This window comes from Embleya sp. NPDC001921 (assembly GCF_053594475.1).
This window is the reverse complement of sequence record NZ_JBSFEO010000026.1, coordinates 92,305-118,006: the sequence shown is the minus strand read 5'-3', so window position 1 is coordinate 118,006 and position 25,702 is coordinate 92,305. Positions and strand designations below refer to the sequence as shown.

General features: G+C 73.9%; 17 protein-coding genes. 8 read left to right on the top strand and 9 right to left on the bottom strand.

The features are described from left to right. Positions 1-126: 126 nt before the first annotated feature. From ACWCPW_RS28070 to ACWCPW_RS28060, 3 genes are read left to right on the top strand one after another with little or no spacing between them, the layout of a single operon-like run. A complete protein-coding gene (locus ACWCPW_RS28070; protein ID WP_449764382.1) occupies positions 127-1,206 on the top strand; it encodes an ABC transporter substrate-binding protein in 1,080 nt (359 codons plus the stop codon). A 5-nt stretch (positions 1,207-1,211) separates the two neighbouring features. Next, entirely contained in the window at positions 1,212-2,312 is a 1,101-nt protein-coding gene (locus ACWCPW_RS28065; protein ID WP_449764381.1) for a FecCD family ABC transporter permease, read from the top strand. Further along, entirely contained in the window at positions 2,309-3,235 is a 927-nt protein-coding gene (locus ACWCPW_RS28060; protein ID WP_449764380.1) for an ABC transporter ATP-binding protein, read from the top strand. The genes ACWCPW_RS28065 and ACWCPW_RS28060 overlap by 4 nt, the downstream gene beginning before the upstream one ends. 352 nt (positions 3,236-3,587) lie before the next feature. Here the strand turns inward: ACWCPW_RS28060 and ACWCPW_RS28055 are convergent, their stop codons facing one another. The 4 genes from ACWCPW_RS28055 to ACWCPW_RS28040 form a co-directional block, all read right to left on the bottom strand. Next, positions 3,588-4,886 (bottom strand): cytochrome P450 family protein, encoded by a 1,299-nt coding sequence (locus tag ACWCPW_RS28055; protein WP_449764379.1) that lies wholly within the window; start codon positions 4,884-4,886, stop codon positions 3,588-3,590. A gap of 410 nt (positions 4,887-5,296) precedes the next feature. Further along, positions 5,297-8,386 (bottom strand): poly(A) polymerase, encoded by a 3,090-nt coding sequence (locus tag ACWCPW_RS28050; protein ID WP_449764378.1) that lies wholly within the window; start codon positions 8,384-8,386, stop codon positions 5,297-5,299. Further along, entirely contained in the window at positions 8,386-10,185 is a 1,800-nt protein-coding gene (locus ACWCPW_RS28045) for an RNA ligase family protein (protein ID WP_449764377.1), read from the bottom strand. The genes ACWCPW_RS28050 and ACWCPW_RS28045 overlap by 1 nt, the downstream gene beginning before the upstream one ends. 300 nt (positions 10,186-10,485) lie before the next feature. Then, positions 10,486-11,430 (bottom strand): D-alanyl-D-alanine carboxypeptidase family protein, encoded by a 945-nt coding sequence (locus tag ACWCPW_RS28040; protein WP_449764376.1) that lies wholly within the window; start codon positions 11,428-11,430, stop codon positions 10,486-10,488. Between the two features lie 122 nt (positions 11,431-11,552). Between ACWCPW_RS28040 and ACWCPW_RS28035 the strand changes: the two genes are divergently transcribed. The 4 genes from ACWCPW_RS28035 to ACWCPW_RS28020 all read left to right on the top strand — a co-directional run bounded on the left by ACWCPW_RS28035 (position 11,553) and on the right by ACWCPW_RS28020 (position 16,680). After that, positions 11,553-12,233 carry a response regulator gene (locus ACWCPW_RS28035; protein WP_449764375.1) on the top strand — a complete coding sequence of 227 codons (681 nt, stop codon included), beginning with the start codon at positions 11,553-11,555 and terminating at the stop codon, positions 12,231-12,233. Further along, complete coding sequence (locus ACWCPW_RS28030; protein ID WP_449764374.1) at positions 12,230-13,702, top strand: ATP-binding protein; 1,473 nt, start codon at positions 12,230-12,232, stop codon at positions 13,700-13,702. Before ACWCPW_RS28035 ends, ACWCPW_RS28030 begins: the two co-directional genes overlap by 4 nt. Continuing rightward, positions 13,702-14,217 carry a GerMN domain-containing protein gene (locus tag ACWCPW_RS28025; RefSeq protein ID WP_449764373.1) on the top strand — a complete coding sequence of 172 codons (516 nt, stop codon included), beginning with the start codon at positions 13,702-13,704 and terminating at the stop codon, positions 14,215-14,217. Before ACWCPW_RS28030 ends, ACWCPW_RS28025 begins: the two co-directional genes overlap by 1 nt. Before the next feature lie 306 nt (positions 14,218-14,523). Next, a complete protein-coding gene (locus ACWCPW_RS28020) occupies positions 14,524-16,680 on the top strand; it encodes an acyl-CoA dehydrogenase family protein (protein ID WP_449764372.1) in 2,157 nt (718 codons plus the stop codon). Here ACWCPW_RS28020 and ACWCPW_RS28015 read toward each other — a convergent pair. Beyond that, entirely contained in the window at positions 16,663-19,398 is a 2,736-nt protein-coding gene (locus tag ACWCPW_RS28015) for a LuxR C-terminal-related transcriptional regulator (protein WP_449764371.1), read from the bottom strand. The genes ACWCPW_RS28020 and ACWCPW_RS28015 overlap by 18 nt on opposite strands. A gap of 160 nt (positions 19,399-19,558) precedes the next feature. After that, on the bottom strand, positions 19,559-19,999 hold the full coding sequence (locus ACWCPW_RS28010) for a VOC family protein (RefSeq protein ID WP_449764370.1): 441 nt from the start codon (positions 19,997-19,999) through the stop codon (positions 19,559-19,561). A 125-nt stretch (positions 20,000-20,124) separates the two neighbouring features. On the opposite strand from ACWCPW_RS28010, the gene ACWCPW_RS28005 reads away from it, so the two are divergent. Beyond that, on the top strand, positions 20,125-21,009 hold the full coding sequence (locus ACWCPW_RS28005; protein ID WP_449764369.1) for a polysaccharide deacetylase family protein: 885 nt from the start codon (positions 20,125-20,127) through the stop codon (positions 21,007-21,009). 37 nt (positions 21,010-21,046) lie between these two features. On the opposite strand, the gene ACWCPW_RS28000 is transcribed toward ACWCPW_RS28005, so the two are convergent. From ACWCPW_RS28000 to ACWCPW_RS27990, 3 genes are all read right to left on the bottom strand, one after another. Further along, positions 21,047-23,179: a protein kinase domain-containing protein gene (locus ACWCPW_RS28000; RefSeq protein WP_449764368.1), complete on the bottom strand. Its 2,133-nt coding sequence runs from the start codon at positions 23,177-23,179 to the stop codon at positions 21,047-21,049. 140 nt (positions 23,180-23,319) lie between these two features. Then, a complete protein-coding gene (locus ACWCPW_RS27995; RefSeq protein WP_449764367.1) occupies positions 23,320-24,039 on the bottom strand; it encodes a response regulator in 720 nt (239 codons plus the stop codon). After that, a complete protein-coding gene (locus ACWCPW_RS27990) occupies positions 24,036-25,664 on the bottom strand; it encodes a sensor histidine kinase (protein ID WP_449764366.1) in 1,629 nt (542 codons plus the stop codon). Before ACWCPW_RS27990 ends, ACWCPW_RS27995 begins: the two co-directional genes overlap by 4 nt. Positions 25,665-25,702 lie beyond the last annotated feature (38 nt).

Sequence of the window (25,702 nt, the reverse complement as noted above, 5' to 3'; positions counted from 1 at the left end):
CGGGAACTCGACCTCGGTGGGAACTTACCCGGGGTCTCGACCGACTGAGTGTCCGGGTTCGCGTTTGCGGGTCGACCGTCGGTACTTCTGGGGAGCGAGACTGTGCGGGGCAGCAAGGTGTGTGGCATGGCCGCCGTGGTGGTTTTGTTCGCGACGGCGTGTGGGGGTGACTCGAAGGACACGGACACCGCCGCTTCGGGCCCGACCGCGTCCGCGACGGGGCCGGGCGGGGGCGGGGCGTCGGGGTTCCCGGTGAAGGTGACGGACTGTGCCGGCGCGGAGACGACGTTCACCGAGGCGCCGAAGAAGGTGGTCACGAGCAACGCTTCCAGCCTGGAGATGTTGTTCTGGCTCGGCGCCGGGGACCGGGTGGTCGGCACCGGCTTCCCGCCGGGCAAGGGCACGATGCCGGCGCAGTTCGCGGCGCGGGCCGACAAGGTCCGGGTGCTCGGCGACATGGTGATCCCCAAGGAGCAACTGCTCGGCTCGGGCGCCGACCTGTACATCGACACCTTCGCCGACATGGGCGGCATGGGAGCGATGGGCTCGGGGCCCTCGGCCAAGGAGTTCGCCGCCGCCGGCATCAAGCACATCTATCTCAAGTCCACCGCGTGCGCGACCAAGCGCCCCGGCCCGCAGCAGGACCTGAGCGCGGTGGAGGCGGACATCAAGGAACTCGGTGCGGTGACCGGGACGTCCGCCCGGGCCGACGAACTCGTCGCGGGCATGGAACAGACCCTGGGCACGGTGCGCACCGCGCTCGCCGGCGTGCCGCAGGATCGGCGGCCGAGCTACTTCTTCTTCGACTTCGACGCCGGTACCAAGCAGCCGATCGCCGTATGCGGCAAGCAGGTGGCCAACGCGGTGATCACCCAGGCCGGGGCGCGCAACGTGTTCGCCGATTGCGCGGGCGACTTCAAACCCGTCGCGTGGGAGGACGTGGTCGCCAAGAACCCGGACTGGATCCAGCTCGGCGTCCGGAACAAGGGCAGCGCCGAGGCCAACGCCAAGGCCTTCGACGACGCCGAGCGATTCCTGCGCACCTTCGACGCGACCAAGGGCCTGAACGCGGTCCGGGACGGCAGGTTCGTCCGGATCGGTTCGGAGAGCACCACGATCGCCGGGGTCCGCAACGCGGAGACGGTGCGGCAGATCGCGAGCACGATCCACCCGGATCTGGTCCGGCCCGCACCGGCCGCGGGGTAGGCCCGGTGTTGTCGGTATCCGAGCGCAGGACCCGACGTCGGGACCGGGCGGCGGCGGCACCGCCGGCCGCCGAGGACCGGCCCCGCCCGGCGCGCACCGCGTGGGTGGTTGCCGTCCTGGCCGTGCTCCTGGTCGTCGCGTTGACCTCGGCGGTGTCGTTGGGTTCGGTGGACATCCCGATCGGCGAGGTGTGGTCGGTGGTCGGGCGCCGGTTGACCGGCGAGCCGCCCGAGGCCGGTACGCGCGACTTGATCGTCTGGCAACTGCGTTTGCCGCGTGCCCTGTTGGCGGCGGTGGTCGGTGCCGGGCTGGGCCTGGTGGGTACCGCCGTACAGGCGTTGGTGCGCAATCCGCTCGCCGACCCGTACCTGCTCGGCATCTCCTCCGGCGCCTCGCTCGGCGCCATCGCGGTGATCGTGCTCGGCGCGAGCACCGGTGGGCTGCTCGGACTCGGCCTGTCCGCCTCGGCGTTCGCCGGTGCGTTGGCGGCGTTCGCCCTGGTGTGGGCACTGGCCCGGCGGGGCGGCGGGTTCTCCCCGCTGCGCCTGGTACTGGCCGGGATCGGGGTGGGCCAGTTCCTGTCCGGCTTCACCAGCTTCCTCGTGCTTCAGGCGGGTGACGAACAGCAGACGCGCGGCGTGCTGTTCTGGTTGATGGGCAGCCTCAGCGGTGCCCAATGGGAGCAACTGGCCCTGCCGGCGGCGGCCGTGGCCGTGGGGCTGATCGGGCTGCAGGCCCGGGCCCGGGCGCTCAACGCGCTGCTGATGGGCGACGAGACGGCCGCCGGGCTGGGCGTGGACGTGGCCCGATTGCGGCGTGAACTGTTCGCGGTGACCAGCGTGTTGACCGGTGTCCTGGTCGCCGTGTCGGGGGCGATCGGCTTCGTCGGACTGATGGTTCCGCATGTCTGCCGGCTGCTGATCGGCGGCGACCACCGCCGACTGCTGCCGGTCTCCGCGCTGTTCGGCGCCGTGCTGCTGGTCGCGGTGGACACCGTGGCCCGGACGGCGGTCAGCACCCAGGAGTTGCCGATCGGCGTGGTCACCGCGGTGATCGGCGCCCCGGTCCTGCTGCTCCTGCTCGATCGACGGCTGGAGACACGATGACGGGCGGCGGCGTGGGCGATCGGGTGGGTGGCGGGGCGGGCGACGACGTGCACGGGGCGGGCGACGAACGCACGCGAATCACCGTGCAGGATCTGCGCGTCACCCTCTCCGGACGGGACATCCTGACCGGGGTCGGGCTGATCGCGGCCGGCGGTGAGATCACCGGCCTGGTCGGCCCCAACGGCAGCGGCAAGTCCACCCTGCTGCGCACGATCTACCGACACCTGAAGCCGCGGGCCGGCCGGGTCCTGCTCGGCGATCGGGACCTGCGGGCGATGGCCCCGGCGGCGGCGGCCCGACACGTCGCGGCGCTGCCGCAGGAGCGGGAGAACGACTTCGACTTCACCGTGCGCGAGGTGGTCGCGATGGGGCGGACCCCCTACCAGAAGGCGTTCGCCGGGGACAGCGCCGGCGACCGGGCGGCGGTGCTGATCGCGCTGGTCCAGGCCGGAGTCGAGGCGCATCAGGGCCGGCGCTTCTCGACGCTGTCCGGCGGTGAACGCCAACGCGTGCTGCTGGCTCGGGCGTTGGCCCAGGAACCGGATGTGCTGGTGTTGGACGAGCCGACCAATCACCTGGATGTGCGGCATCAGGTCGAACTCCTCGCGCTGTTGCGCGCCCAGGATCGTACGACGCTGATCGCGCTGCACGACCTCAACGCGGCGGCCTCGGTGTGCGATCGGCTGCACGTACTGCACGAGGGCCGGTTGCGCGCGTCCGGCCCGCCGCGCGAGGTACTCACTCCGGAACTGCTCGCCGAGGTGTTCGGCATCCGTGCGGTGATCCTCGACCACCCGCTCACCGGCGATCCGCTGATCGCGGTCGATCACCGGACGACGGCGGCTCCGGCGGCTCCGGCGGCTCCGGTGACTTCGGTGGCAGCAGGGCGGGGCGGCGAGATCGGATGGTGCTCGGGGGGATGATCGGGTTGGGGTCGTGCTCGTGAGTGCGGCTGCGGCAGGACGCGTGGAGGGACTGGCTGTCGTGGGTCCGGGCAGGCGCCGAGCACCAGCCGGGCGGGCCGAGCGCGAACCGGCCCGTCATCGACATGCTCACCACGGACGGCGGGGAATTCCTCTCCTTCGTGTTGGCCACCGCACGCGGGAAGCGAGCGCCGTCGAGCCGCCCCGATGCGGTGGCCTCGGGCTGAAGTCGGCGGTTCGGCTTTCGACTCGACTTCGGATGGTGAGGGCCGCGAGGCCCGGGTGGACGGGTTCGGGAAGTGGACGGGTGACCCGCGCCGGCCACCTCTCGCCGAAGCCCGAGGCGGCAGGGTCAGCGGGCGGGCACGGACCCTGGGGTCTCGGGTCGGGCGTGGGCCGGGGTCTCGGGTCGGGCGTGGGCCCGTGGTGTGGGGACGATGTCCAGACGGGTCGGGCCGTTGACCATCAACGACGGGATGGGCGTCGGCGGTTGTTCGGGGTGCGCGAGCGCGAGGTCGGGGAGACGGTCGAACAGGGTGGTCACCGCGATCCGGGTCTCCAACCTGGCCAGGTGCGCGCCGAGGCAGAAGTGCGGGCCGTACCCGAAGGCCAGGTGGGTCTTGTCGGCGCGGGTGGCGTCGAACGCGTCGGGTGCGTCCGGGTGTCGCGCGGGATCCCGGCCGGCGGCGGCGAAGGCGATGATGATCGGGTCGCCCCGACCGATCACGACACCCTCGCCGAGGTCGATGTCCTCGATCGCGTAGCGCAGCGGGAGGTGCATGACCGGGCCTTCGACCCGCAGCGTCTCCTCGATCACGTCCGTCCAGTCGATGGCGTTCGCACGGAGTCGGTCGAACTGATCGGGGTGGGTGAGCAGTCCGGCCAGGACGTTGGTGATCAGGTTCACCGAGGTCTCGTAGCCGGCGCCGAGCATCAGGAAGAGCGAGTCGAGGAATTCCTGTTCCGAGGGTGCCGACCCGGCGCTCGCGGCCGCGATGAGCAGGTCACTGGTCAGGTCGGTGCCCGGGTTCTCCCGCTTGTGCTCCAGCAACTCGACCAGCCTGGCCTGGAGTTCGATCTGCCGGGCAATCGCCTCGGCGGCGTCGATCGTGGTGTCCAGGATCGCGTCGATCGCCCGGCCCAACCCCGGCCGCAGTGCCTCGGGGACGCCGAGCAGGTCGCAGATGACGGTCATGGTCAGCGGCAGCGACAACATCTGCCGTATGTCGACGCTCTCGCCGGGCGGCACCGCCGCCAGCGCGTCGACCAGGCGGTCCGCCGTGGCCTGGATCCGCGGGCGCATGCGCTCCACCCGGCGCGGGGCGAACGACGGCGCGACCCGCGCACGCAGTCGGCGATGTTCCTCGCCGTACCTGTTCACGAACCCCTGCTGGAGCGCGACCGGCGCCATCGGCCAGCCGTCGGGTAGTTCGGCCAGACCGGGCCAGTGCCGACGGAAGTCCCGGGAGACCCTGGGGTCGGTGGTCAGCGCCTGGATCACCTCGTGCCGGGTGATCGACCAGGCCCGTACCCCGCCCGGGAGTTCGACCAGGACGGCCGGGCCCCGGGCGCGCAGCGCGGCGGCCTCCGCGTGTGCGGCGCGGGCGGTGGGATCGAGAACGGGACATCGGTGCTGGGGTTCTGCCGACATGCGAGGCTCCCCTCGAGGGAACGTGCTGAGTGGCCACCGCGCCTGCGAGGCGCACGGCGCGGCCGTGTTCGCGCGTCCTACCCGGCCCCGGCGGGGTCGGATGTCCCTTTCTTCTACGCCTGGTTCCGCGTCCTGACAACACCGTCGGCGGGGTGATCCGCGCTTTGCCTCGATCGGCGCACCGGGCCGGCCTGATCGCGCGCTCACCCGCGGGGCTCGTGCGAGCGGTGCGCGAGGCGCGCCGATTCCCTGGAGCGCGTGCGCGCCGCGCGGCCGGGCAGCGTACGCCGATCGGCGGGGCATGGCCGGGGAGGTCCGAAGCACGGTCGGGGATCGGCGGCCTTGCCGGGTGTGGTCCAAGCCGCCGTCGGGTGATCGGGCGGGGTCGGTACGGAGCCGCCGTCGGGTGATCAGCGCAGAGTCGGCACGGAGCCGCCGTCGGCCCAGGTCGTTTCGACGCCGGGCAGGCCCTTGCGCCACCGCTCGGTGAGTTCGGCGAGGGCGGCGGCGGTCGGCGGGTCGGCGCCCAGGCCGATCGCGTAGCGGGTGCGCGAGTCGGACACGAACGGGCGGGGCCACGCGTGCGCGTCCCGGACGCCGGCCTCCCGCAAGGCGGTGAGCAGGCCGCGGACGCGACCGCGCAGCCGGCCGGTGGTGGCCGCGAACTCCTCGGCGGAGGAGGGCGGTACGGTCAGCACCGCCCACGCGGCGTGCCGGCGATGCAGGGGCGGCGGTTCGATCAGGGCGGCCCACGGGTCGGTGCGATCGGGCCGGTCGGAGGCCTCGTCCGGCGTGAGCAACTCCCATGCGCGGTACAGCTCGTCGACCAGCAGGTCGTGCCCGCCGGGGCCGACCTGCTCGGTACACGAGCGCACCGGGTGGGTCGGCGTCAGGATCGACACCGGCCCGCCGGCGACCGTGCCCGCGTGGGCCGTGTCGTCGTCCAAGGCGACCGGTACGCGCCAGTCCCACGCGGCCCAGGTGGCGAAGAAGTGCGCCGGCAGGTCGTCGTCGGCCACGTGCGCGGCCTCGCGGGTGGTCCGGGCCGCGAGCACCGACCAGGCCAGGCCCGGGAGCCCGCCGAAGGGGGCCGCGTCCAGGCCGCGCGCTCGGGCCCACGTCTTGATCCTTCGGGCCAGGTCGGCGAAGCGCTCGTGGTCCGCGCCCACCGCGCCCCGGATCGCGTCCGCGTCGGTGACCGCGCTCAGGGTGACCGCGGCCGGCTCGCCCAGTTCGGCGCGCCGGGCCACCGCGTCGGCGGGGGCGATCCGTCCCGTGCCGATCAGGGCCAGATCGACCGGCGAGTCGCCGACACGCAGCCGAAGTCCCGGTACCCGCGCGCCGAGCACCTGCCGGATGTCGGTCGCCTCGGGCAGCGCCGCCGCGATCCGCGCCGCGACGTCGGCGGGATCGGCGGTGCCGGGCAGGGCCGCCACCAGATCGAGGTCGGCGTCGGGCGACGCGCAGCCCATCCGCCGCGAGCCGACCACCCACACGACGCCCTCGCCCAACGCCCCGGAAACGCGCCTGGCGATCCGCCGGGTCCGGGCGTCACCGTCAAGGTCGTCGGCGCGGGGCGCCCGAGTGTTCCCCCGCGCATCGGTGCGGGGTCGGATTCGGGCATCGCCTTCGGGCCCGGCGACGTGGTGCTCCCCGTTGTCGCCGCCCGGGTCGGCGGCGAGGGGTGCCCGTGCCGTTCCTCCCCGTTCGGCGCCGACCGGCAGCCGTGCCCGGTCCGAGGGTTTGCGTGCCCGACTTCCGGCGACGGAACTCCCGCCGCTCCCCGTCCCGTCGGCATCGGCTACCGGACCCGGGTCGGGCAGGTCGCGCAGTTCGCCCGTGCCCAGCTTCAGGATGGCTCGCGGGTGCATCGGTTCGTCGCCTCGGCGGGAGAGCAGGACCAGTTCCCCGACACGCGCCGTCATCGGCTCCAGTTCGCGTGCGCACGCGGCGGCGACCCGCTGGGGGTCGGTGCTGCGGCCCAGGGTCAGGTGCGGGGTGTAGCCGCTCGTCCGGCCGAGGCAGCGGGGGAAGTGGGCCGCGAAGGCCTCCCGCAGCCGGGCCCAGGGGAGTTCGTCGGCGGCTGCCGGGTCGAGCCAGACGGTGGCGTCCTCGCGATGGCCGAAGGTGTGTACGCCGTCGAGTTCGGCGGTGAACGGTGTCACCCGCGCGGCGGCCGCGGCCAGCAGTGGCGCAGCCCGGTCGAAGTCGGCTTCCGGGACGAAGCCGAACAGCACGTTGACGTGTGGCGGCCAGCGGTCCACCTGGGGATCGTGGGCGCGGCGGGCCCGTTGCAGCGCGGGCCACAGGCGCCTCGGCGGCAGCCAGGCCAGCGCGGTGCGCGCGGTCGGCGCGACGTCCAGCACCTCGCCGGTGGGCGGATCCGCGGCGGGGAGCAGGTCCGCCTGCACCCCGAAGTGGTCGGACGCGTACAGGCCGTCGGGTCCGGGCGTGTCACCGCGAAGGATCGCCGTCCCAGCCCGCCAGGAGCCGGTGCGCAGCAGGATCCGGTCCAGCCGGGCGGCGCGGCCGGTGAGCGAGCCGACCGCCGCCAGCGGGTTGACGCCCGGGTCGAAGGTGGGCGTGTGGTCGTCGGCGCCGTGCACGTCCGTCCACACGTCCGCCAATCCCAGCGCGGCGGCCGGCCCCGCGGTGCCGTCGTTGAAGTCGCCGACCACCGCCAGGTTGCCCGGGATGCCCGCGAACCCGTCGGCGAGCGCGGCCAGTTCGACCCGGCGGCGCCCCGCGCCGTCCGGCGTGTGGTCACTGGTGAGGTGCGTGACGGCGAGCACGAGCGGCTCACCCGGCCCGGCCACGGTGATCGCGGCCACCGCCTTGTACGGCCCCAACGCGTGCCGCCCGGCCTCGCGCACCGGCAGCCGGCTCAGCAACAACAGCCCGGTGTCCGGCACATCGCGGCCGGCGGGATCGGTGTCCATCGTGTACGCGGCGCGCACCCACGGTTGGGCCGCCAACAGCAGGGCCAGTTCGGGCTCGACCTCCTGGAGCGCGATCACGTCGGCGTCGGCGGCGGCGAGCGCGGCGAGCAATATCGGCCGCCGGCGTGCGGTGTCGATGCGATCGGCGTCGTAGCGATCCCACAGCGTGTTCCAGGTCAGCACGCGGATCCGCGCGGTGTCCGGGGGGCCGGCCGGGTCCGCGCCGCTCGCGGTCGCGGGTCGCCAGCGGCCCGTCGACGGGTCGAACGCGTGCGGTTCGCGCGCGGTGAAGAACGGCGCCCGCAGTCGGCGCGGATCCCGGGCCCGCCCGGCGACGCAGTGCTCGATCCGGTCCACGCGCGCGGCCCGGTCCCACACCACCTCGCCGTCCGCCTCGATCCGCAGCACCCGATGCCACGGGATCTCGCCACCCGGGACGAACGCGGGCAACGGGATGCGCTTGGGGGCCGCGCCGCGTCGGCTGACCTCGAGGACGAAGCGCGCGGGATCGAACCGGGGATCCCAGCGCACTCGGTGGTAGATCTCCTCGCTCGTGCGCATCACGCGTCCTCCGCGTCCAGTGAGCCGGCGACGTCGTCGAGGCCGCCGCCCGCGCCGATGTACCAGGTGCGGTGTGCCTGTCCGGGATACGGCGGCGCGAATCGCCGGGCCTGCGCGGCGAGCACGGCGGGCGGGACGGCGTGTTCGCGGGTGGCGTTGCGCCGAGCCAACTCGGCCTCGCCGGCCAGCAGTACGGCGTGCGTGATCAACGCGTCGCGGCGGTGCGCGAGGGCCTGTACCGGCATGCGCTGACTCCCGGTGAGCGAGGTGGCGTCCCACACCACCGTGCCGCCGGCGGCCAGCGCCGCGTCGAGCCGGTCCAACGCCCGGCTCAGCACCTCGCCGTTGGCCCTCTGGTCGGCCCTGGCGCCGCGTGCCGCACGCAGGTCGTCCAGGCTGATCACCGTGTCCACGCCCGGGAGTTCGCGGGCGAAGGTGCTCTTGCCGCTGCCCGAGCGGCCGATGGTCTGAATCAACCGGGGAAAATCGCCGCCCCACCACCGGCGGGTCGCCTCGGGCGGCATCGACCAGCCCTTGGCGTGGCCCGCGCGCAACTCCGCCCAGCAGCGGTCGGCCACTTCCGGGTCCAGGCCCGCGAACGCGTCCGCGGCCCGGGCGCGCAGCGCCGCGAGCGGCGCCTCCTCGAGCAGGCCCGCGTCCGCCGCGAACAGCGCCGACCACTCCACCTGTTCGCGTTCCGCGTCGGCCTGTGCGTCGGTGCGCCCGGTCAGCGTCGCCGCGGCCACCGCGTGCAGCACGCCGACATCGGCGGCGACCGCCAACCGGGTCAGGCCATGTGGGCGTTCGTGATCCGGGAAGGGCCGGCGCAGGTGTGCCTGCAACCCGACCAGGTCCGCGACGCGGCGCGCGGTGGGCACCCCGAGAGCCGGGACGAGTCGGGGCAGCAGCGTCGCCCGCCGTTCGGCGTGCAGCGCGGCGGCCAGCACCCCGGCCAACCGCGCGTCTCCGGTGCGCCCCAGCACGTCCAACCGCGCGCACGCGTCCGCGACCGTCTCGGCCCCGGCGACCGTCTCGGCCCCGGCGACCGTCTCGGCCCCGGCGACTGCCTCGGCACGGGCGGCCGTCTCGCCCTCGGCAGCCGGTGATCCGGACGGATTCAGCAACGCGAGCAGAGCCGGCAGGTCCGGATTCGCGCCCGAACGTACCGCCCACAGCGCCGCGTTCGGCCCGAGTCCGTTCGGCACCACCTCGGCGTGCATCCAGTGCGTATCGGTCCGCACGTGCCCGCGCCGCACCCATTTGGCCACCCGCCGGCCGAACTCCGCGCGCTCGAAACCCTCGACCGACCGGACCACGAAGCCCTCCCGGCGCGCGGGATCGAGCCGGATCGCGCGCAACGCCCGCTCGTCGAACACCCCGCGCCACAAGACCGGCGGCGTCGGCACACCCAGTCGACGCAGGAAACGCGCGCTCTCGTCCCAGTCCAGGCAACGATCGCCCGCCCACACCGAGAATCCGTAGAACCAACTCGCCAGCTCGTCATAGCCGATCGAGTGCCGGGCGTACATGTTCTCGCCGCAGATCCGCCATCCGGGCGGGATTCGTGCGCCGATCCGGCCCTGGAGCGCCTTGACCCAGGTCCGCGAGGGGTGGTGCGCGGAGTCCAACGACCGCGCGTGCAGGCCGTCCGGGTACAGCGTGGTGTTCTCACCGTCGAGCTTCTCGGTGACCACGACCTCCAGGCCGCGCAGCCCCGACAGGTTGTCGGCGCGCACGTCGTCGGCGCCGGCACCCGGCGACCACGGCACATGCGGGGTGCGGGGATAGTGCGTACGCATGTCCCCTCCCCGATCCCGGTCCGATCCCGCCGCGATCGGGCATCGCGCGCGGATCCCCGGTCACTGTAGGAGCGGGCCGCGCGGCGAGCCATCGAATTTCGGCCGCCGGCGACCCGGTCGGCCACCCCCGCGGCCACCCGGGATCGCGCGGCGGAGCGAGTAGGAGGCGGGACGTGCGGGAGGTCGGGCCGGGTGCGGGCCCGGACGCGCGGGAGCCCGGGACGCGAGGGACGCCGGGACGCGCGGGCAGCAGCCCGGTGCCGCCCGCCCCGCCCGCCCGGTCGGCCCCGCCCGCATCCGTCACGGTGTCCCGATCGAACGGATCAGCGTCTCGCTCGCGTCGATCGCGGCGGCCGCCGTGCTGCCCTTGCGCTGGGCCATGACCGCGCCGACCACACGATGCGGCTTGCCGTCGACGTGGCGCTCGGCGGCGAAGACCAGGTTGGCGCCGGCGGGGGTGGTGAAGCCGGTCTTGCCCGCCAGCACGCCCTCGCGGCCGAGCAGCGTGTTGCCGTTGGGCTTGGTGATCCGCGCCGAGTCGGTGTAGCTGGGGGCGCCGGCGACCGCGGCGAAGGCCGGGTCGCGCATCGCCACCGTGAACAGTCGGACCTGGTCGGCGGCGGTGCTCACGGTGGCCCGGTCGAAGCCGCTGGGATCGGTGTAGGTGGTGTCGCGCATGCCCAATTCGCGGGCGGTGCGGTTCATCCGGGCCACGAAGGCGGCCTCGTTCCCGTCCACCCAGCGGGCGATCTCGTGCGCGATGTTGTTCGCCGATATCGTCATCAGCGCCTCCAGGGCCCGGCGCTGGGTGAACGCCTCGCCCGGGGTCACCGGGGTCAGGCTCTCGAAGCGGCGCAGGCGCTCGGCGTAGCGATCGGCCTCCTCCGCCGAGACGGTGAACGTCGGCCCCGCCGCGCCGGGCACGAGCGGCTTGGCCTTGAGGAACACGTACGCGGTCATCACCTTGGCCAGGCTCGCGGTCGGCGTCGGCTTGGCCGCGCCGGACACGATCGGGTCCTGGGCGCCCTCGACCGACACGGCCGCCTGGCCGTCCCTGGGCCACGCGGGGCTGATCGGCAACGGGAGGTCGAGCCGGCCCGAGAGGGTGGCGACGGGAGCCGGGTCGGTCCGGCCGGCCTCGCCGGCACACCCCGCGACGAGGGCCAACAGCGCGGCGACGACGGCGAGCACGATCGGCCGCGCCGAGCGGGAACGGCGCACGGGGAGCGAAGAGCGGTTCGTCATGGCCCCGACCATGGCGAGCAGGGATGACCGGAGTCGGCCGAGAAGAAGACCGTTCTGTCACAACCGGCCCGATCGCTTCCTCGACGGCTGTTCGCACGGTCGGCCTGATCGATACTGAACCAATGGTTCGTGTGCTCCTGATCGAAGACGACCCCGCCGTGGCCGAGGGCCTGGCCATCGGCCTGCGCCGGCAGGGCCACACGACCGAGGTGCGGCACACCGGCGAGGACGGCCTCGCGGGAGTGGCCGGATTCGCCCCCGACCTGGTGGTGCTGGACCTGATGTTGCCCGGCATCGACGGCTTCGAGGTGTGCCGCCGGATCCGTCGGGCCGGCACCCTGCCGGTGATCATGCTCACCGCGCGCAACGAGGACATGGACGTCGTGGTCGGCCTGGAGGCCGGCGCCGACGACTACGTGGTCAAACCGGTCCAGGCCCGGGTCCTGGAGGCGCGGATCCGCGCGGTCCTGCGCCGCACCGAATCCGTCGTCCCGGCCGGGCGGCGCGAGGTCTACGGGGACCTGATCCTGGATCGCACCGCCCTGACCGTGCTCAAGGCCGGGCAGCCGGTCGCCCTCGCCCCCTCCGAACTGCGGTTGCTGCTCGCCCTGTCCGCGTCCCCCGGCCAGGTCTTCAGCCGCGGGCAGTTGCTGGAGTCGGTGTGGGAACACCCCTACCTCGGCGACAGTCGGCTGGTCGACGCGTGCGTCAAACGGCTGCGGATCAAGATCGAGGAGCCGGATCGGCCGGCCCGCTACATCCAGACCGTGCGCGGGTTCGGCTATCGCTTCGGGCCGCTGTGACCGGGCCGCTGGCCTGGCTGCGCGGTCTACGAGTACGACTGGCCGCGGCCTGCCTGCTCGTGGCCGCGTTCGCCGCGCTCGCGACGGCCGCGCTGACCTATCGGGAAGCCCGTACCGCGATGTTGCAACGCACCCAGGACTCGGTGGTGCGCTCGGTGCGCGACCGGGTCGAGGCGGTCGCACCGTCCGTGCCCTTCCCCCCGGACCAGGCGGCGCTCGACCGGATCGTCGCGCTGGTGGACACCCGGGGCAACACCGACCACTGGACCGTCTTGGTGAGCTTCGGGGACTTGTGGGCGACAAGCGACTCGATGACGACTCCCGACGCGATCCCGCGGGAGTTGCGCAGGATCGTCACCGACCACGTCTCGACCGCGTTCCAGCGTGTGGACGACCACGGCATGCTCGCGCTCGCCGTCGGCGTACCGATCACCTTCGCCAACCGCGACGGCCGGGTCGCCTCCGGAGTGCAGGTCTACGTACTCACCTCGATGGTCGTCCAGGTCCAGGAGGAGGCGGCCCTGGTCCGGGCGGCGCGCAACGGCGCGATTCCGGCGGTCCTGCTCGCGCTGGTCCCGGCCCTGATCGTGGCCGGCGGCGTACTGCGGCCGGTCCGCGCCCTCCAGCGGGCCACCCGGCGCCTGGCGCAGGGTCGCCTGGACACCCGGCTGGAGGTCAAGGGCGGCGACGAACTCGCCGAACTGGCAAGCGACTTCAACCACACTGCGGTGGCCCTGGAGGAACACGAGGCGCGGCTGCGGACGATGGAGGCCAGAGCGCGCGGCTTCGCGGCCGACGTCTCGCACGAACTGCGCACCCCGCTGGCCGCGATGGCCGCCGTGATCGACGTGCTCGACGAGGACGCCGCCGCCGAGAAACTGGATCCGGACACCGCCGCCGCGCTGCGCCTGGTCTCTACCGAGACCGGCAAGCTCACCCGGCTCGTGGACGACCTGATGGAGATCTCCCGCTTCGACGCCGGCGCCGCCGCGCTGAACGTGGACGAACTCGACGTGGCGGAGGCGGTACGCCGCTGCCTGGCCGCGCGGGCCTGGTCGGAAGCGGTGGTCACCGACCTGCCGGACGGGATCCGGGCCGAGGTCGATCCCCGGCGGTTCGACGTGGTGGTGGCCAATCTGGTGGGCAACGCGCTGCGGCACGGCGCGCCGCCGGTCGAGGTGAGCCTGGGCAGCGAGCGGCGGGCGGACGGCCCGTGGGTCGTGCTGCGGGTCGCCGACCGCGGCCCCGGACTCGCCGCCGACAGCCTGGACCGGGTCTTCGAGCGGTTCTTCAAGGCCGACTCGGCCCGCGCGCGCTCGGCGGGCAGCGGCCTGGGCATGGCGATCACGCTGGAGAACGTGCGACTGCACGACGGACGGATCCGGGCGGAGAACCGACCCGACCGTGGAGCGTTGTTCACCGTGGAACTGCCCCGGTACGCCCGGGCCCGAACCGAAGAGGACACGTGATGGCCGCCCGATACCCGCTGCCACTGCTCGCGGCGCTGCTCCTCGCGGTCGGCGCCGGCTGCGGCATTCCCACCACCGGGGTGGTGGAGGCGGGGGAGCCCGCCACGGGCATGATCGCGCCCGCCGACGCGGAGCATCCCGGCAGCGTGTACATCTACCTGGTCGCCGACCACCGGCTGCGCCCCACGCTGCGCACCTCGCTCGCCGGTGCCGGTCCGCAGGCCGCGCTGGACCTGCTGCTGGCGGGGCCCACGGCGCAGGAGGTCGGGGACGGGGTGACCACCACCGTCCCGGCGAACGCCGGACCCGCGCGGGTGACGGTCCAGAGCGGCACGATCCGGATCGACCTGGCCGGCTCCGATTCGCTCACCGACATCGCGCTGGACCAACTCGTGTGTACCGCGGCCGCGGCCGGAAGCCGCGGCCTGCCGGGAGGAACCGAGACGCCGGTGTCGGTGACCACGACGGTTCGGCGCCTGGAGAACCGGATCTGCCCGAGCCCGGTGGGGATCTGACCGGATCGCGGCGGACCCGGGCCGGGCACGGGCGCGCGAAGCGCCGAAAAGGGGCGAATGCCCTTCGGTGCAGGCGGGTTTCGGCCGTGTGGATCGTCGACCCCAGCCCGATAGGGGTGACAGTCAGGGGTTTCCTCGACACGCTGCGTGTTCATAGGCTGCTCATGCCAACCGGTTGACCGCCGCGTCGACGTGCCCAGCGTCGGCGCGGCGATTCCCGGTTCGGATCAAGGGCGTCGCGTGGGCCGCAGGAGCGGATCCGGGCCCGGACGCGCGCCCGGGACACACCGCCGAAGGGAGCGCGCCATGGACGTGTCGTACCGGGACGAGGTCGCGGAGTTCGCCGGGAACGCGGCGACCCTGATCGCCCGGCACTGGGGTCGGGCCGGCGCCGCGCCCACCGGCGACCTGGACCGGCTGTGGGATGTGGGCGCCGTGCACGGCTGGTTCGATCTCGGCGGCACCGACGCGCTCGCCGCCGCCGTCGCCGTGACACGCGAACTGGGGCGGGCGGCTTGCCCGCTGCCGATACTCGACGCGTTCGTCGCGACCCGGCTGTTCGCCGCCAACATCGGCCTGGCCGGCGCCATCGGCGATGGTGGCATCCGGGTGGCGACCGCGCTGCCGGGCGGCGGCCCGGACGAGGCCGAGGTCGGCGTGGACTGCCTGATCGAGGCCGGCGACGCGGCGACCCACGTCATGCGCCTGCCGTTCGGCGGCGGCCCGGTGGGGCTGTATCGGATCATGGCGGCCGAACCGGTGGAGGGACTGGCGATGCCCAGGTGGTCCCGGGCCCGGCTCGGTCCGGCGCTCGCGTACAGCGCGATCTCGGCGGACCGGGCCGACCGGGTGGTGGCCCTGCTGCGACTGGGCCTGGCCGTACGCGCGTTCGGCGCCGCCGAGCGGGCCGCGGCGTCCGCGCTCGCACACGCGCGTGCGCGCACCCGATTCGACGCGCGGGTGGGCGCGTTCGGCGCGGTCCGCGAGCGGGCCGTGAACGGGCGGATCGAACTCGACGCGGGTGACCTGCTGATCGCGGACGCGGTGCGCCGGTACGCCGAGGGCGGCACCGACTGGGTGCTCGCCGTCGAACTGGCAGTCGCACACGTGCGCCGAATCGCCCCGCGCGTGCGCGCGGACGTGCACCACCCGCCGTTCTCGGCCGATTGCTTCGACGAGCACGAGGCACCGTGGCTGTTCCGGCGGGTACACGCCGACCTGGCCTGCCTGGGAGGATTCGGCTCGCCCGGCGGGGAGGTAGCCGATCGCCTGCTCGACGACGACCCGCACACCGGGGCCGAACTCCCGGAACCGCGACTCGGCCCGGACGGGGACGCGCTGCGCAAGGCGTTGCGCAAGGTGGTCGCCGGTCGGCAGACCCGCCCACCGATGGTCGGAGACCTCGGGGACGACCCGGACGCGGTGGCCGAGTTGGCCGAACACGGTTGGTTCGCACTGGGCTGGTCCGCCGCGCACGGCGGCAGCGGCGGCACTCCCGCCGAGCGGTTCGCGCTGCGCCAGGAGGTCTGCCGGCACCGCCTGCCGGTCGCCGACGCGCTGGCCACCGCGACCGTGTTCGGTGCGCCGATCGCCCGGCACGGTACGCCGGAACAGCGCGAGCGGCTGCTGCCCGCGATCCGTCGGGGCGCGCTGCGGATCGCGCCGGCCTACCGGGTCGTGCGCGAGGAGTTCGACCCGGCCGCGGTGCGGGTCGACGCGGTGCGCGACGAGGCCGGCGACTGGACGCTGACCGGAGACCGGCTGTGGGCCGCCGACGCGCGGCGGGCCCGGTACCTGTGGTTGGCGGCGCGTACGCAACCGGGCGCCGCGGCGCTGCGGGCCACCGTCACGGTCTTCCTGGTGCCGCTGGACGCGCCCGGTGTGCGGGTGCGGCCGCATCGCACCGCGGCGGGGGAGGCGGGCGGCGATGTCCTGCTCGACCGGGTCCGGGTCCCGGACACTGCCAGGATCGGTGCGGTACACGGTGGTTGGGCGGTGATCACCGACACCTTCGCCGCCGAGTCGGTCGTGGCCGGCGACGTCGCGGCCACACTGCATCGCGGGCTGGTCGATCTGATCGCGCTGTTGCGCGCGGGACCGGGAGCGGCCTCGGCGGCGGGAGCGCGCGGCTCCGCCGCCCGGGCCGCCGTGACCGAACTGGCCGTGCGGATCCAAGCGGTGCGCCTGTTGGCGGCGGCGGCGGTGTGCACGCCGGGCGCCGACGAGGGCGCGGCGCGACTGCACGCGCTGGCGGCCGGCGCGCTGGGCGGTGAACTGGCGGCGGACTTCGGCGCGATGGTGCTCGAACTGCTCGGCCCGGCCGCCGCGCTGGGCACGGGCGCGACGGCCGACGGGGTGTTCGGACACGGACTGCGCGAGGCGCCGACCGAGAGCCTCGGCGGCAGCGGCGACCTGCGTCGCGGCCTGCTCGCCCGGGCGATGGGGCTACCGGTGCGCGTCTGAGCCGGCGAGATCCGAGCCGGTTGTGCCGGCGGCGGTGGTGTGCGGGCACGGCGCGGGTCGGTACCAATCGGGGTTCGACCGGAGCAGGGCGGGCAGTTGCCGGCGGTTCTTGATCTCGAGTTTGCGATAGACCCGGGTCAGGTGTTGCTCGACGGTGCTGACCGTGATGAACAGCTCCTCGGCGATGCCCCGGTTGCTGTACCCGGACGCGGCCAGCGCGGCGACGCGCTTCTCCGACTCGCTCAGGTCCGCCGCGGCGCCGCCGGCGTTGCCGGCGATCAGGTCGGCGTAGGCGTGCGAGATGTTGCGTGAACGCGGGCGCGCGCCGCACTCCCGGGTCAGGTGCCAGACCCGGGACTGGAGCGTGGCGGCCCGGGCCGGCTCGGCCCGCGCCCGGTACGACTCGGCGAGCGCCTCCAGGGTGCGGGCCAGCTCCAACGGGTCCTCGGACCGGCGCAGCGCCTCGACCGCCTGGGCGAGCAGCGCCGGGCGCTCGGCGACGTCGACGGTCATCGCGCGCAGCCGCAGCGTGGTGCCGCGCACCCGGCCGCCACCGGGACCGCACAGGCGCAGCTGCTCCGCCAGCAACTGCCGGGCACGGTCGGTCTCGTCGAGCCGCAGCAGGGCCTCGGCGGCGTCGGTCCGCCAGGGCACGAGGAACGGTTGGTCCACGTCCCAGGCGTGGGCCAGCCACGCCACCTGGAGGAAGTCGGCGAGGGCGGCCCGGACCCGGTCGGTGGCCAGCAGGAAGCGGCCCCGGGCGCGCAGGTAGGCGAGCCCGTGCAGGCCGGTGAACAGGGCTTTGCCGACCGGTCGATTCACGTGGCGCGCGGCGGCCTCGTAGTCGCCCATCGCGGTGTACACGCAGATCAGGCTCGCCAACGGGCCGCCGAGGAACAGGCTTCCGGTGCGCTCGGGCAGCGCCTCCATCGCATCGAGGGCGTAGGTCTCCGCGTCCGGCAACCGGCCCTGACGCAGCGCCGCCTCCGCGCATACGGACCCGAACACGGCCTGCCAGCCCGGCGCTTCCCGGCGCTGCGACTCGGTCAACAGGGACCGGCCGTGGGCCTCCGCGACGCCCGCGCGGTCGTGTTCGATCAACAGACGCAGCGCGGCGACGAGGGACGAGAGGGTCACGTCGGTCAGCCCGGACACGTGCAAACGCCGCTCGGCCGCCTCGATCCGGTCGGCGTGATCGTGCGGCGGCGCGGCGGGACGTGCGGGGGAGACCGATGGCAGCGGCAGCTCGGAATCGACGTGGTCGACCCATTCCGCGCCCGGGTCGGTGCGTTCCTTGAGCCGGTCGAGGACCTGTCGGGCCGCGTCGAGTCGGCCGTGCGCGAGCAACTGGTGTGCCAGCGGCGTCATGCTCGACACCGGCAGGTCGCCGACCGCCAGCGCGGTCAACGGTTCGCCCAGGCAGCGCTGTTCGGCCGCACCGGGGCTGAGCCGCCAGGTGACCTCGGCGAGCCGCACGTGCGTCTCGGCCCGCAGGGCGGGGTCGCGGCACTGTTCGGCGGCCAGCTCCAGGCAGTCGACCGCCCGGCGGGCGCGGTCCCGGGCCAGCGCCTCCTCGGCGGCCTCGCGCAACACCCGCACCGCCCACCCGTCGTCGTCGGGCACGTCGCGCGCGGCGAGCAGGTGGGTCGCGATCCGGGCCGCCGCCGCACCCTCGTGCCGCAGCACGGTCGCCGCGCGGCGGTGCAGCGCGCCGTGTTCGGCCGGGTCCAGGCTGTTCGACAGCGCGTTCGCGGCCGCGGGGCGCAAGCGGTCCTCGGTCAGCAGACCGGCGCCGGCCAGCGCGCCCAGCGCCTGAGCGGTGGCCACCGGGGTGGTGCCGGCGAGCCGGCCCAGCACCTCCGCCGACGCGCCGGTGGCCAGCACGGCCGCAGCCTTGGCCACCCGCCACATTCCGGTGCCGCCGCGACGCAGGCAGGTCAGCACGGCTCGGCCGTACGGTCCGCCGGGCGTCGGGACGGGAGTTGCTCCGGGTCCGCCCGAGGACCGGTACTCGGCAAGCAGCGCGCGGAGCAACAGGGGGTTGCCGCCGGTGAGTTCGTGGAACTCCGCAGCTCGTTGCGGGCCGGGCGGATCGAACCCCTGGGCCAGCAGGCCGGCCACGCCGGTCGGGCTCAACGGGCCGAGCCGGATCCGGCCCAGAGCGGGCAACCGCAGGAAATCGGTGTCCGATTGCGGGTCCGCCAGGGCGAAGTCGAGCGAGCGGGCGAGCAGCACGAGCACGCGTGTCCGGCCGGAGTGCCGGGCCAGGTGCAACAGGCACCGCACGGAGGCGACATCGGCGTGGTGTATGTCGTCGACGCACACCAGCACCGGTCGGCGCAGCGCGGTCTCGTGCACCGCGGTGGTCAATCGCCGGGCCGCGCGCGGGGTTTCCCCCTCGTCGACCAGCCGCTCCAGGGCGAGGGCGAGGTTCGGGGGTAGGGCCGGGCCGTCCCGGAACTGGCCGAGGAGTGCCAAGGGGTGCGCGTCGCCGCCGGCCGGCGCGGTGGCGGACAGCACCACCGCCCCCGCGTTCGCGGCCCGTTCGGCGGCCCAGGCGAGCGTTTCGCTCTTGCCGCAACCGACCGCCCCCTCGACCAGGACGATGCCGCCCTGCGCCGCGGCGCACTCCTTCAACGCGGTCTGTAACCTGCCCAGTTCCGGCCCTCGTTCGATGAACTCCATGGCCTCTGCGAGCCCCCATATGTCGGCATGCACACGTTCTCCCACCGGTGCATGAAACCTCGGCCGCGCCGGCCTCGTCAACCATCGGTAACCGGCCACTGACCGGTAGTGACGGTCGAACGGGTTGCCTCGGGCGCCGACCGCCGCGTCGGTGTCGGGTCGGGGCCGCGCCGGGGCCGGGTGGGGGTGTGGGTCAGGTTGTCGCCGGGCCGGCGGCGACGCAGAATTCGTTGCCCTCGGGGTCGGCCATCACGATGTGGTGGCCGGTGTCCTCGTACAGGACGCTGCCGCCCGCCGCCACCAACCGTGCGGACTCGATCCCGATCCGTTCCCAACGCTCCTGCGGGGAACCGTGTCCGGGCACCCGGATGTCGAGGTGCAGCCGGTTCTTCGCGGTCTTGGGTTCGGGGACCCTGAGGATCGACAACCGCGGCCCCACACCGTCCGGGTCGCACAACCACGCGGCGTCGTCCACCGACTCGTCCTCCGGCGGATCGAACTGCGCGAACCACTCCCGGCGGGTCTCGAACGGCGCCGGCGGCGGTTCGTCGATGTAGCCCAGAGCGGTCTTCCAGAAGTCCGCCAGGAGCGGTGCGTTCGTGCAATCCAGGGTCAGATCGATGCGCGCTGCCATGCCCGGACCCTAGCCCGCCGCGCCGACACCTTCGCCACGCCACGCGGTCGTCCGGGCGGGTCGGTGATCTTCTAGGGTGTGCCGGATACGACGGCCGGCGTCGTGCGGATGCGGAGGACGGCACGATGGACGTGGGCCGACGTGCGGTGTTGGCGGCTGCCTGGGGCGGGCTGTTGGTGGGGTGTTCGGAGTCGGGGAAGTCCGCGTCGCCGACCACGACGGCCCCGCCGGCCCCGGCGGCGGCTCGACCCGTGCCCGCGGATCCGGACCCGAGCCGCACCGCCGGCCCGCCGCCCGCCGGTCCCACCCGGGCGGAGACGGTCGCCCGGTACGGCCGGCAGGCGCCCACCGGTTGGGGCCTGGAGGTGCCGGGTTCGTTGTCCCGGTTGCCGGGCACGGCGAAGGTGGCCGCGCTCACGTTCGACGCGTGCGGCGGCAAGGGCGGCGGCGAGTACGACAAGGCGCTGATCGACTTCCTGCGGGAACGCTCCATACCGGCGACCCTGTTCGTCAACTCCCGGTGGGTCGACGAAAACCTCTCCACGCTGCGGCAGTTGGCCGCCGATCCACTCTTCGAGATCGCCAATCACGGCACCCGACACCTGCCGCTGTCGGTGTCCGGGCGCTCCGCCTACGGGATTCCCGGCACCAAGGACGCGGGCGAGGTCTACGACGAGATATGCGGCAACCGGACCAAGCTCACCGAACTGCTGGGCCGGCCACCGCGGTTCTTCCGCTCCGGGACGGCCTACTGCGACGATGTCGCGGCGCGCATCGTCACCGACGTCGGCGAACGCTTCGCGGGCTTCCACGTCAACGCGGACGCCGGGGCCACCTTCACCCCGGAACAGGTGCGCAAGGCGATGCGGGGCGTACGTCCGGGCTCGGTCGTGATCGGCCACATGAACCACCCGCGCGGCGGCACTGCCGCCGGGATGCGCCTGGCCATACCCGAACTCCTGCAGCAGGGCTACAGGTTCCTCCGCCTCTCGGACGCCGCCAAGTCCTGACGCACCGGTGATCGCGATACCCGAGAGCGGGTGCCGGTCAGTTGCGTTCCAACACCGGGATCGGGGGTGCGGGGATCCCGGTGCGACCGAGCGTGCGTTCGTAGGCGCCCTTCCACGCGCCGCCGGCGAACGCGGATCGCAGGGCGTCGTCGATCACCGCGCGCAGCGGCGAGTTTTCCAGTGACAGGCCGATGCCGTACTTCTCGGCCGTCACCGCACTGCCCACGAGTCTGAGCTGCCCGGGGTGGCTCGCCACGTAGCCCTGAAGCAGGACCTGATCGCTGGTGACCGCGTCGACCTGCCCGTTCAGCAGATCGGCCACACACTTCCCATAGCTTTCCCGGGCGGTCGCGTCGGCTTGTGGGACGTCGTGCCGCAGCTTGGTCAGGGAGGTGCTGCCGGTGACCGAGCAGACCCTGCGGTGGGCCAGTGAGGAGTCGAATCCGGTGAGCACCCTGTCGTCGGTGCGGACCAGGACCCCCTGCCCGCTGACCAGGTACGGGCCGGCGAACGCGACATACTTCCTGCGGTCGTCCGTGATGGTGAACGTCCCGACGTAGTAGTCCACCCGGCCCGTGACGATCGCCTGGACCCGGTCCGCGGGGGCGACGGGCAGGAAGCGGACGCGCTCCGGGCCGAAACCGAGATGGGTCGCGACGATCTTCGCGATCTCGATGTCGAATCCCGAGTACGTGCCGGTCACCTCGTCCCTGACGGCCAGATCGGGCGACTCCGATGGAACGCCGACGTTGAGGTAGCCGCGGGCGAGGAGGGAACGGGGCACCCCGGTGGGAGTGGCCGGGGGGACAGTGCGGGGCGCGGAGGCGGAGGGCGTCGTGGCGCCGTCACCCGCCGCCCGCGGTGCGGAACTCGTTTCGGGCGTGTCGTCCTTCGCCTTGCCGTGGTCGAGCAGTCCGGGGCCGAAGGTCAGTACGACGCCGACGACCAGGGCTGCGACAAGGAGGACAGCCACGACGCGCGCCGTCTTCGCCGACTCCCGAGCCGTGGGCGGGAACGTGCGGTCGGCGCCGGGCGACACGTCGTCGGGTGCCTCCGGCGCCGCGGGTGCCCCTTGTGCCTTGGATGCCCCTTGCGCCCCTGGATCCGCGGCCTCCTCGGCCTCCTCGGCCTCCCCGGATGTCTCGGGCCCCTTGGAACCCGCAGAGGTCGCGGTGTCGTCCGGGACGCCGGGTTCCGGCGGGCGGCGCGGTTCATCGTTCGGCTCAGCCTCGCCGTTCGCCCACGCCTGCCCCGGACCGTCCCCCGCCCTTGTCGGGAGCGGCGGGTGCTCGTCGTCGCCGGCCCCGGTCCGCACGATCGGCGCCGACCCGTCGACGTCGGGCGGAGCCGACGGGACCGCCATCAGGGCGGCCAGCATCTCACCGGCGTTCGGGTATCGGTCCGTGGTCTCCTTGGCCATCGCCTTGGCCACCAACGCGTCGATTTCGCGCGGGAGTCCGGGGACCTCGTCGGACACCGAAGGCACCGCGCTGTGGACGTGGTGGTACATCACGGCGGTCGCGTGCGGGGCACGATAGGGGACCTGGCCGGTCAACAGTTCGTACAACAGGCAGCCGACGGCGTAGACGTCTCCCTCCGGGCCGGCCTCGCCGCCCTGGACCACCTCGGGCGGCATGTACGCGACCGTTCCCAGCACCGCGCCGGCCGCGGTCAGCCGGCTCGAATCGCTGCCGGTGATCCGGGCGATGCCGAAGTCGGTGACCTTGAGCCCGCCGTCCTCGCGCACCATCACGTTGGCCGGCTTGACGTCGCGGTGCACCACGAGGTGTCGATGCGCGTGGTCGAGGGCGGCCAGGATGGCCCGCCCGATCGGCAGCGCTTCCTGGACCGGCAACGACCCGCGCTCGGCCAGGAGTTGGGCCAGCGTTCGCCCCCTGATGAGCTCCATCACCAGGTAGGCGACCATCTCGCCCTCGTGCTCGAACTCGTCGTGGTCGTGCACGATGACGATGCCGGGATGGTTCAGCCCGGCGGCGGCTCGCGCCTCGGTGAGGAACCGGCGTCGGACCACCGGATCGTGCGCGAGTTCGGGCGCCAACAGCTTCACCGCGACGGCGCGACCCAGCCGGGTGTCCTGTGCCTGGCGCACCAGGGCCATCCCGCCCCGACCCAGTAAGGGCCCCAGCACGTACCGCCCGATCTCCTGCATGCCACCCCCCGTCGCGCGGTTCCCGACCGGTGGGGGATCCGACGCGTGACCATGCTGCCGGCCGAAGCGACGGCTCGTGCGGGACTCGGGCGAATGGTCGGTGCGGCCGGACCCCGTCCGGGGCCGACGCCGGGCACGCACTAGCCCGGTGTCGGGGGTTCGGACGGGGTCGGTTGGGGGGTGTGCCAGCGGTAGACGTATTCGGGGCGGCCGGCGCCGCCGTAGCGTGGTTCGCGGGAGACCAGGCGGCGGGCGGAGAGGTGGTCCAGGTAACGGCGCGCGGTCGGGCGGGAGATGCCGAGGGCGTCGGCGATGTCGGCGGCAGAGGTGACCGCGCCGGTGCCCAGGTGCGCGACGATCGCCTCGAACGTCGCGGCGGCCAGGCCCTTGGGCAGCGGCGGTGCGTCGAAGGTCCGGCGCAGCGCGGCGAACGCCTGATCGACCTCCTGCTGCCCGGTGGCGGTCGGCGCGGCGCTCGGCTCGCCGATCCGGCGGCGGTATTCCGCGTAGCCGTCCAGGCGTTCGCGGAACGCGGCGAACGAGAACGGCTTGAGCAGGTATTGCACCACGCCCAGTGACACCGCCGAGCGCACCAGCCGCAGGTCCCGGGCCGAGGTGACGGCGATGACATCGGCGTCGTGACCCTGGGCGCGCATGCTCCGGCACAGATCCAGGCCGTGCAGGTCCGGGAGGTAGAGGTCGAGCAGGATCAGGTCGACCGGCCGGGTGGACAGCAGGCGCAACGCCTCGGCGCCGCTGCCGGTGACGCCGACCACGGTGAAACCCGGGACGCGGCCGGTGAAGACCGCGTGCGCCTCGGCCAGGACCGGGTCGTCCTCGACGATCAGGGTGCGGATCACGCTTCCTCCCCCGGGCGTGGGGCGGGCAGTGCGGGCAACCGGACGGTGAACACCGCGCCGCCGCCCTCGCCGCGGTCGACGTCCACGGAGCCGGCGTGCCGGGCCACCGTGGCCCGGACCAGGGCCAGGCCCAGGCCGCGGCCCTGGGATCCGTAGGCTTCCTTGGTGCTCCAACCGCGCTCGAACACGCGCGCGGTGAGCGGTTCGTCGATGCCGGGACCGCTGTCCGCGACCCGCAGCAGCAGGGCGCCCGCCGCGTCCGGATCCGTGCCGACGGTGACCTGCACGGTGCGCGGCGGCGGCGCGGACACCGCGGCGTCGATCGCGTTGTCGACCAGGTTGCCCAACACGGTGACCAGGTCCCGCGGTTCGAATCGGGCGGCGAGCGCGTCCAGGGGGTCCGCCTCGTCCGCGCCGGCCGGCCCGCCGGTCACGGTCAATTGCACGCCGCGTTCGGCGGCCTGCGCGTGCTTGCCGAACAGCAGTGCGGCCAGGGCGGGTTCGTGCACGGCGGCGGTGAGTTCGTCGGCCAGGTCCTGGGCGGCGGCCAGTTCGCCGGTGGCGAATCGGATGGCCTCCTCACCGCGGCCCAGTTCGACCAGCGCGACGATGGTGTGCAGCCGGTTGCCCGCCTCGTGCGCGGACGCGCGCAGCGCCTCGGCGAAGCCCTTGACCTGGTCGAGTTCGCCGACCAGTGCCCGCAGTTCGGTGTGGTCGCGGAAGGTGGCCACCATCCGGCCGTCCCGGCCGGTGGGGCTGATGTTGACCGCGAGCGCGCGGGTGCCGCACAGGTGGATCTCGTCGGTGACGGTGCGGCCGGCGGCGAGCGTCCGGGCCAGCGTGTCGTCCAGGCCCAGGGTGTGCACGGGCCGCCCCTCGGGTGCGGCGGGCAGCGCGAGCAGCCGCACCGCCTCGTCGTTGGCCAGCACCAGTCGGCCGTCGGCGTCCACCACGATCAGGCCCTCGCGGACGGCGTGCAGTACCGCGTCGTGGTGTTCGTACACGCGCCGCAGCTCGACCGGTCCCAGACCCAGGGTCTGCCGGCGCAGCCGGTGGTGCACCGCCACGCTCGCCGCGCAGGCCACGGCCAGCGCGGCGGCGGCGACCGTGAGCACCAGCGGGACGTCCTCACCGACCAGCGCGTCGACGCGGCGATTGGTGACCCCGACCGAGACGAGCGCGACGGGGCGACCGTCGGCCCCGGCGACCGGGACGACGGCGCGTACGGAGGGGCCCAGCGATCCGGTGTAGGTCTCCGTGGAGGTCCGCCCGTGGGCCGCGGCGTCGATGTGGCCGAGGAAGGTCTGTCCGATCCTGCTCGGGTCGGGGTGGGTGTAGCGGATGCCGTCGAGGCTCATCACCACCACGAAGTCGACGCCGTTCTCCTTGCGGATCTCCTCGGCCATCGGCTGGAGCCGGGCGGTCGGGTCGCCGGCGGTCGCGGCCTCGGCGAGGCCGGGTGAACGGGCGAGGGTGCGTGCCACGTCGAGCGCGCGCTCCCGGGCGGTCTCCGCGCCGGACCGACGCACGGCGTGCACCGCGACACCGGAGCCGGCCGCGACGAGCAGCAGGACGAGGGCGAGCTGCCACAGCAGCACCTGCCGAGCGATGCTCTGGTTGGCCATGCGCGAATTATCACCGGACGCCCGGGCCGTACCGCAAG

Coding starts and splice junctions, on each gene's coding strand:
- ACWCPW_RS28055 (WP_449764379.1), bottom strand. CDS start 4,886: ATGTCGGCAGAACCCCAGCACCGATGTCCCGTTCTCGATCCCACCGCC.
- ACWCPW_RS28000 (WP_449764368.1), bottom strand. CDS start 23,179: ATGCAGGAGATCGGGCGGTACGTGCTGGGGCCCTTACTGGGTCGGGGC.
- ACWCPW_RS28040 (WP_449764376.1), bottom strand. CDS start 11,430: ATGACGAACCGCTCTTCGCTCCCCGTGCGCCGTTCCCGCTCGGCGCGG.
- ACWCPW_RS28050 (WP_449764378.1), bottom strand. CDS start 8,386: ATGCGCACGAGCGAGGAGATCTACCACCGAGTGCGCTGGGATCCCCGG.
- ACWCPW_RS28060 (WP_449764380.1), top strand. CDS start 2,309: ATGACGGGCGGCGGCGTGGGCGATCGGGTGGGTGGCGGGGCGGGCGAC.
- ACWCPW_RS28025 (WP_449764373.1), top strand. CDS start 13,702: ATGGCCGCCCGATACCCGCTGCCACTGCTCGCGGCGCTGCTCCTCGCG.
- ACWCPW_RS28035 (WP_449764375.1), top strand. CDS start 11,553: ATGGTTCGTGTGCTCCTGATCGAAGACGACCCCGCCGTGGCCGAGGGC.
- ACWCPW_RS28020 (WP_449764372.1), top strand. CDS start 14,524: ATGGACGTGTCGTACCGGGACGAGGTCGCGGAGTTCGCCGGGAACGCG.
- ACWCPW_RS27990 (WP_449764366.1), bottom strand. CDS start 25,664: ATGGCCAACCAGAGCATCGCTCGGCAGGTGCTGCTGTGGCAGCTCGCC.
- ACWCPW_RS28010 (WP_449764370.1), bottom strand. CDS start 19,999: ATGGCAGCGCGCATCGATCTGACCCTGGATTGCACGAACGCACCGCTC.
- ACWCPW_RS28045 (WP_449764377.1), bottom strand. CDS start 10,185: ATGCGTACGCACTATCCCCGCACCCCGCATGTGCCGTGGTCGCCGGGT.
- ACWCPW_RS28070 (WP_449764382.1), top strand. CDS start 127: ATGGCCGCCGTGGTGGTTTTGTTCGCGACGGCGTGTGGGGGTGACTCG.
- ACWCPW_RS28005 (WP_449764369.1), top strand. CDS start 20,125: ATGGACGTGGGCCGACGTGCGGTGTTGGCGGCTGCCTGGGGCGGGCTG.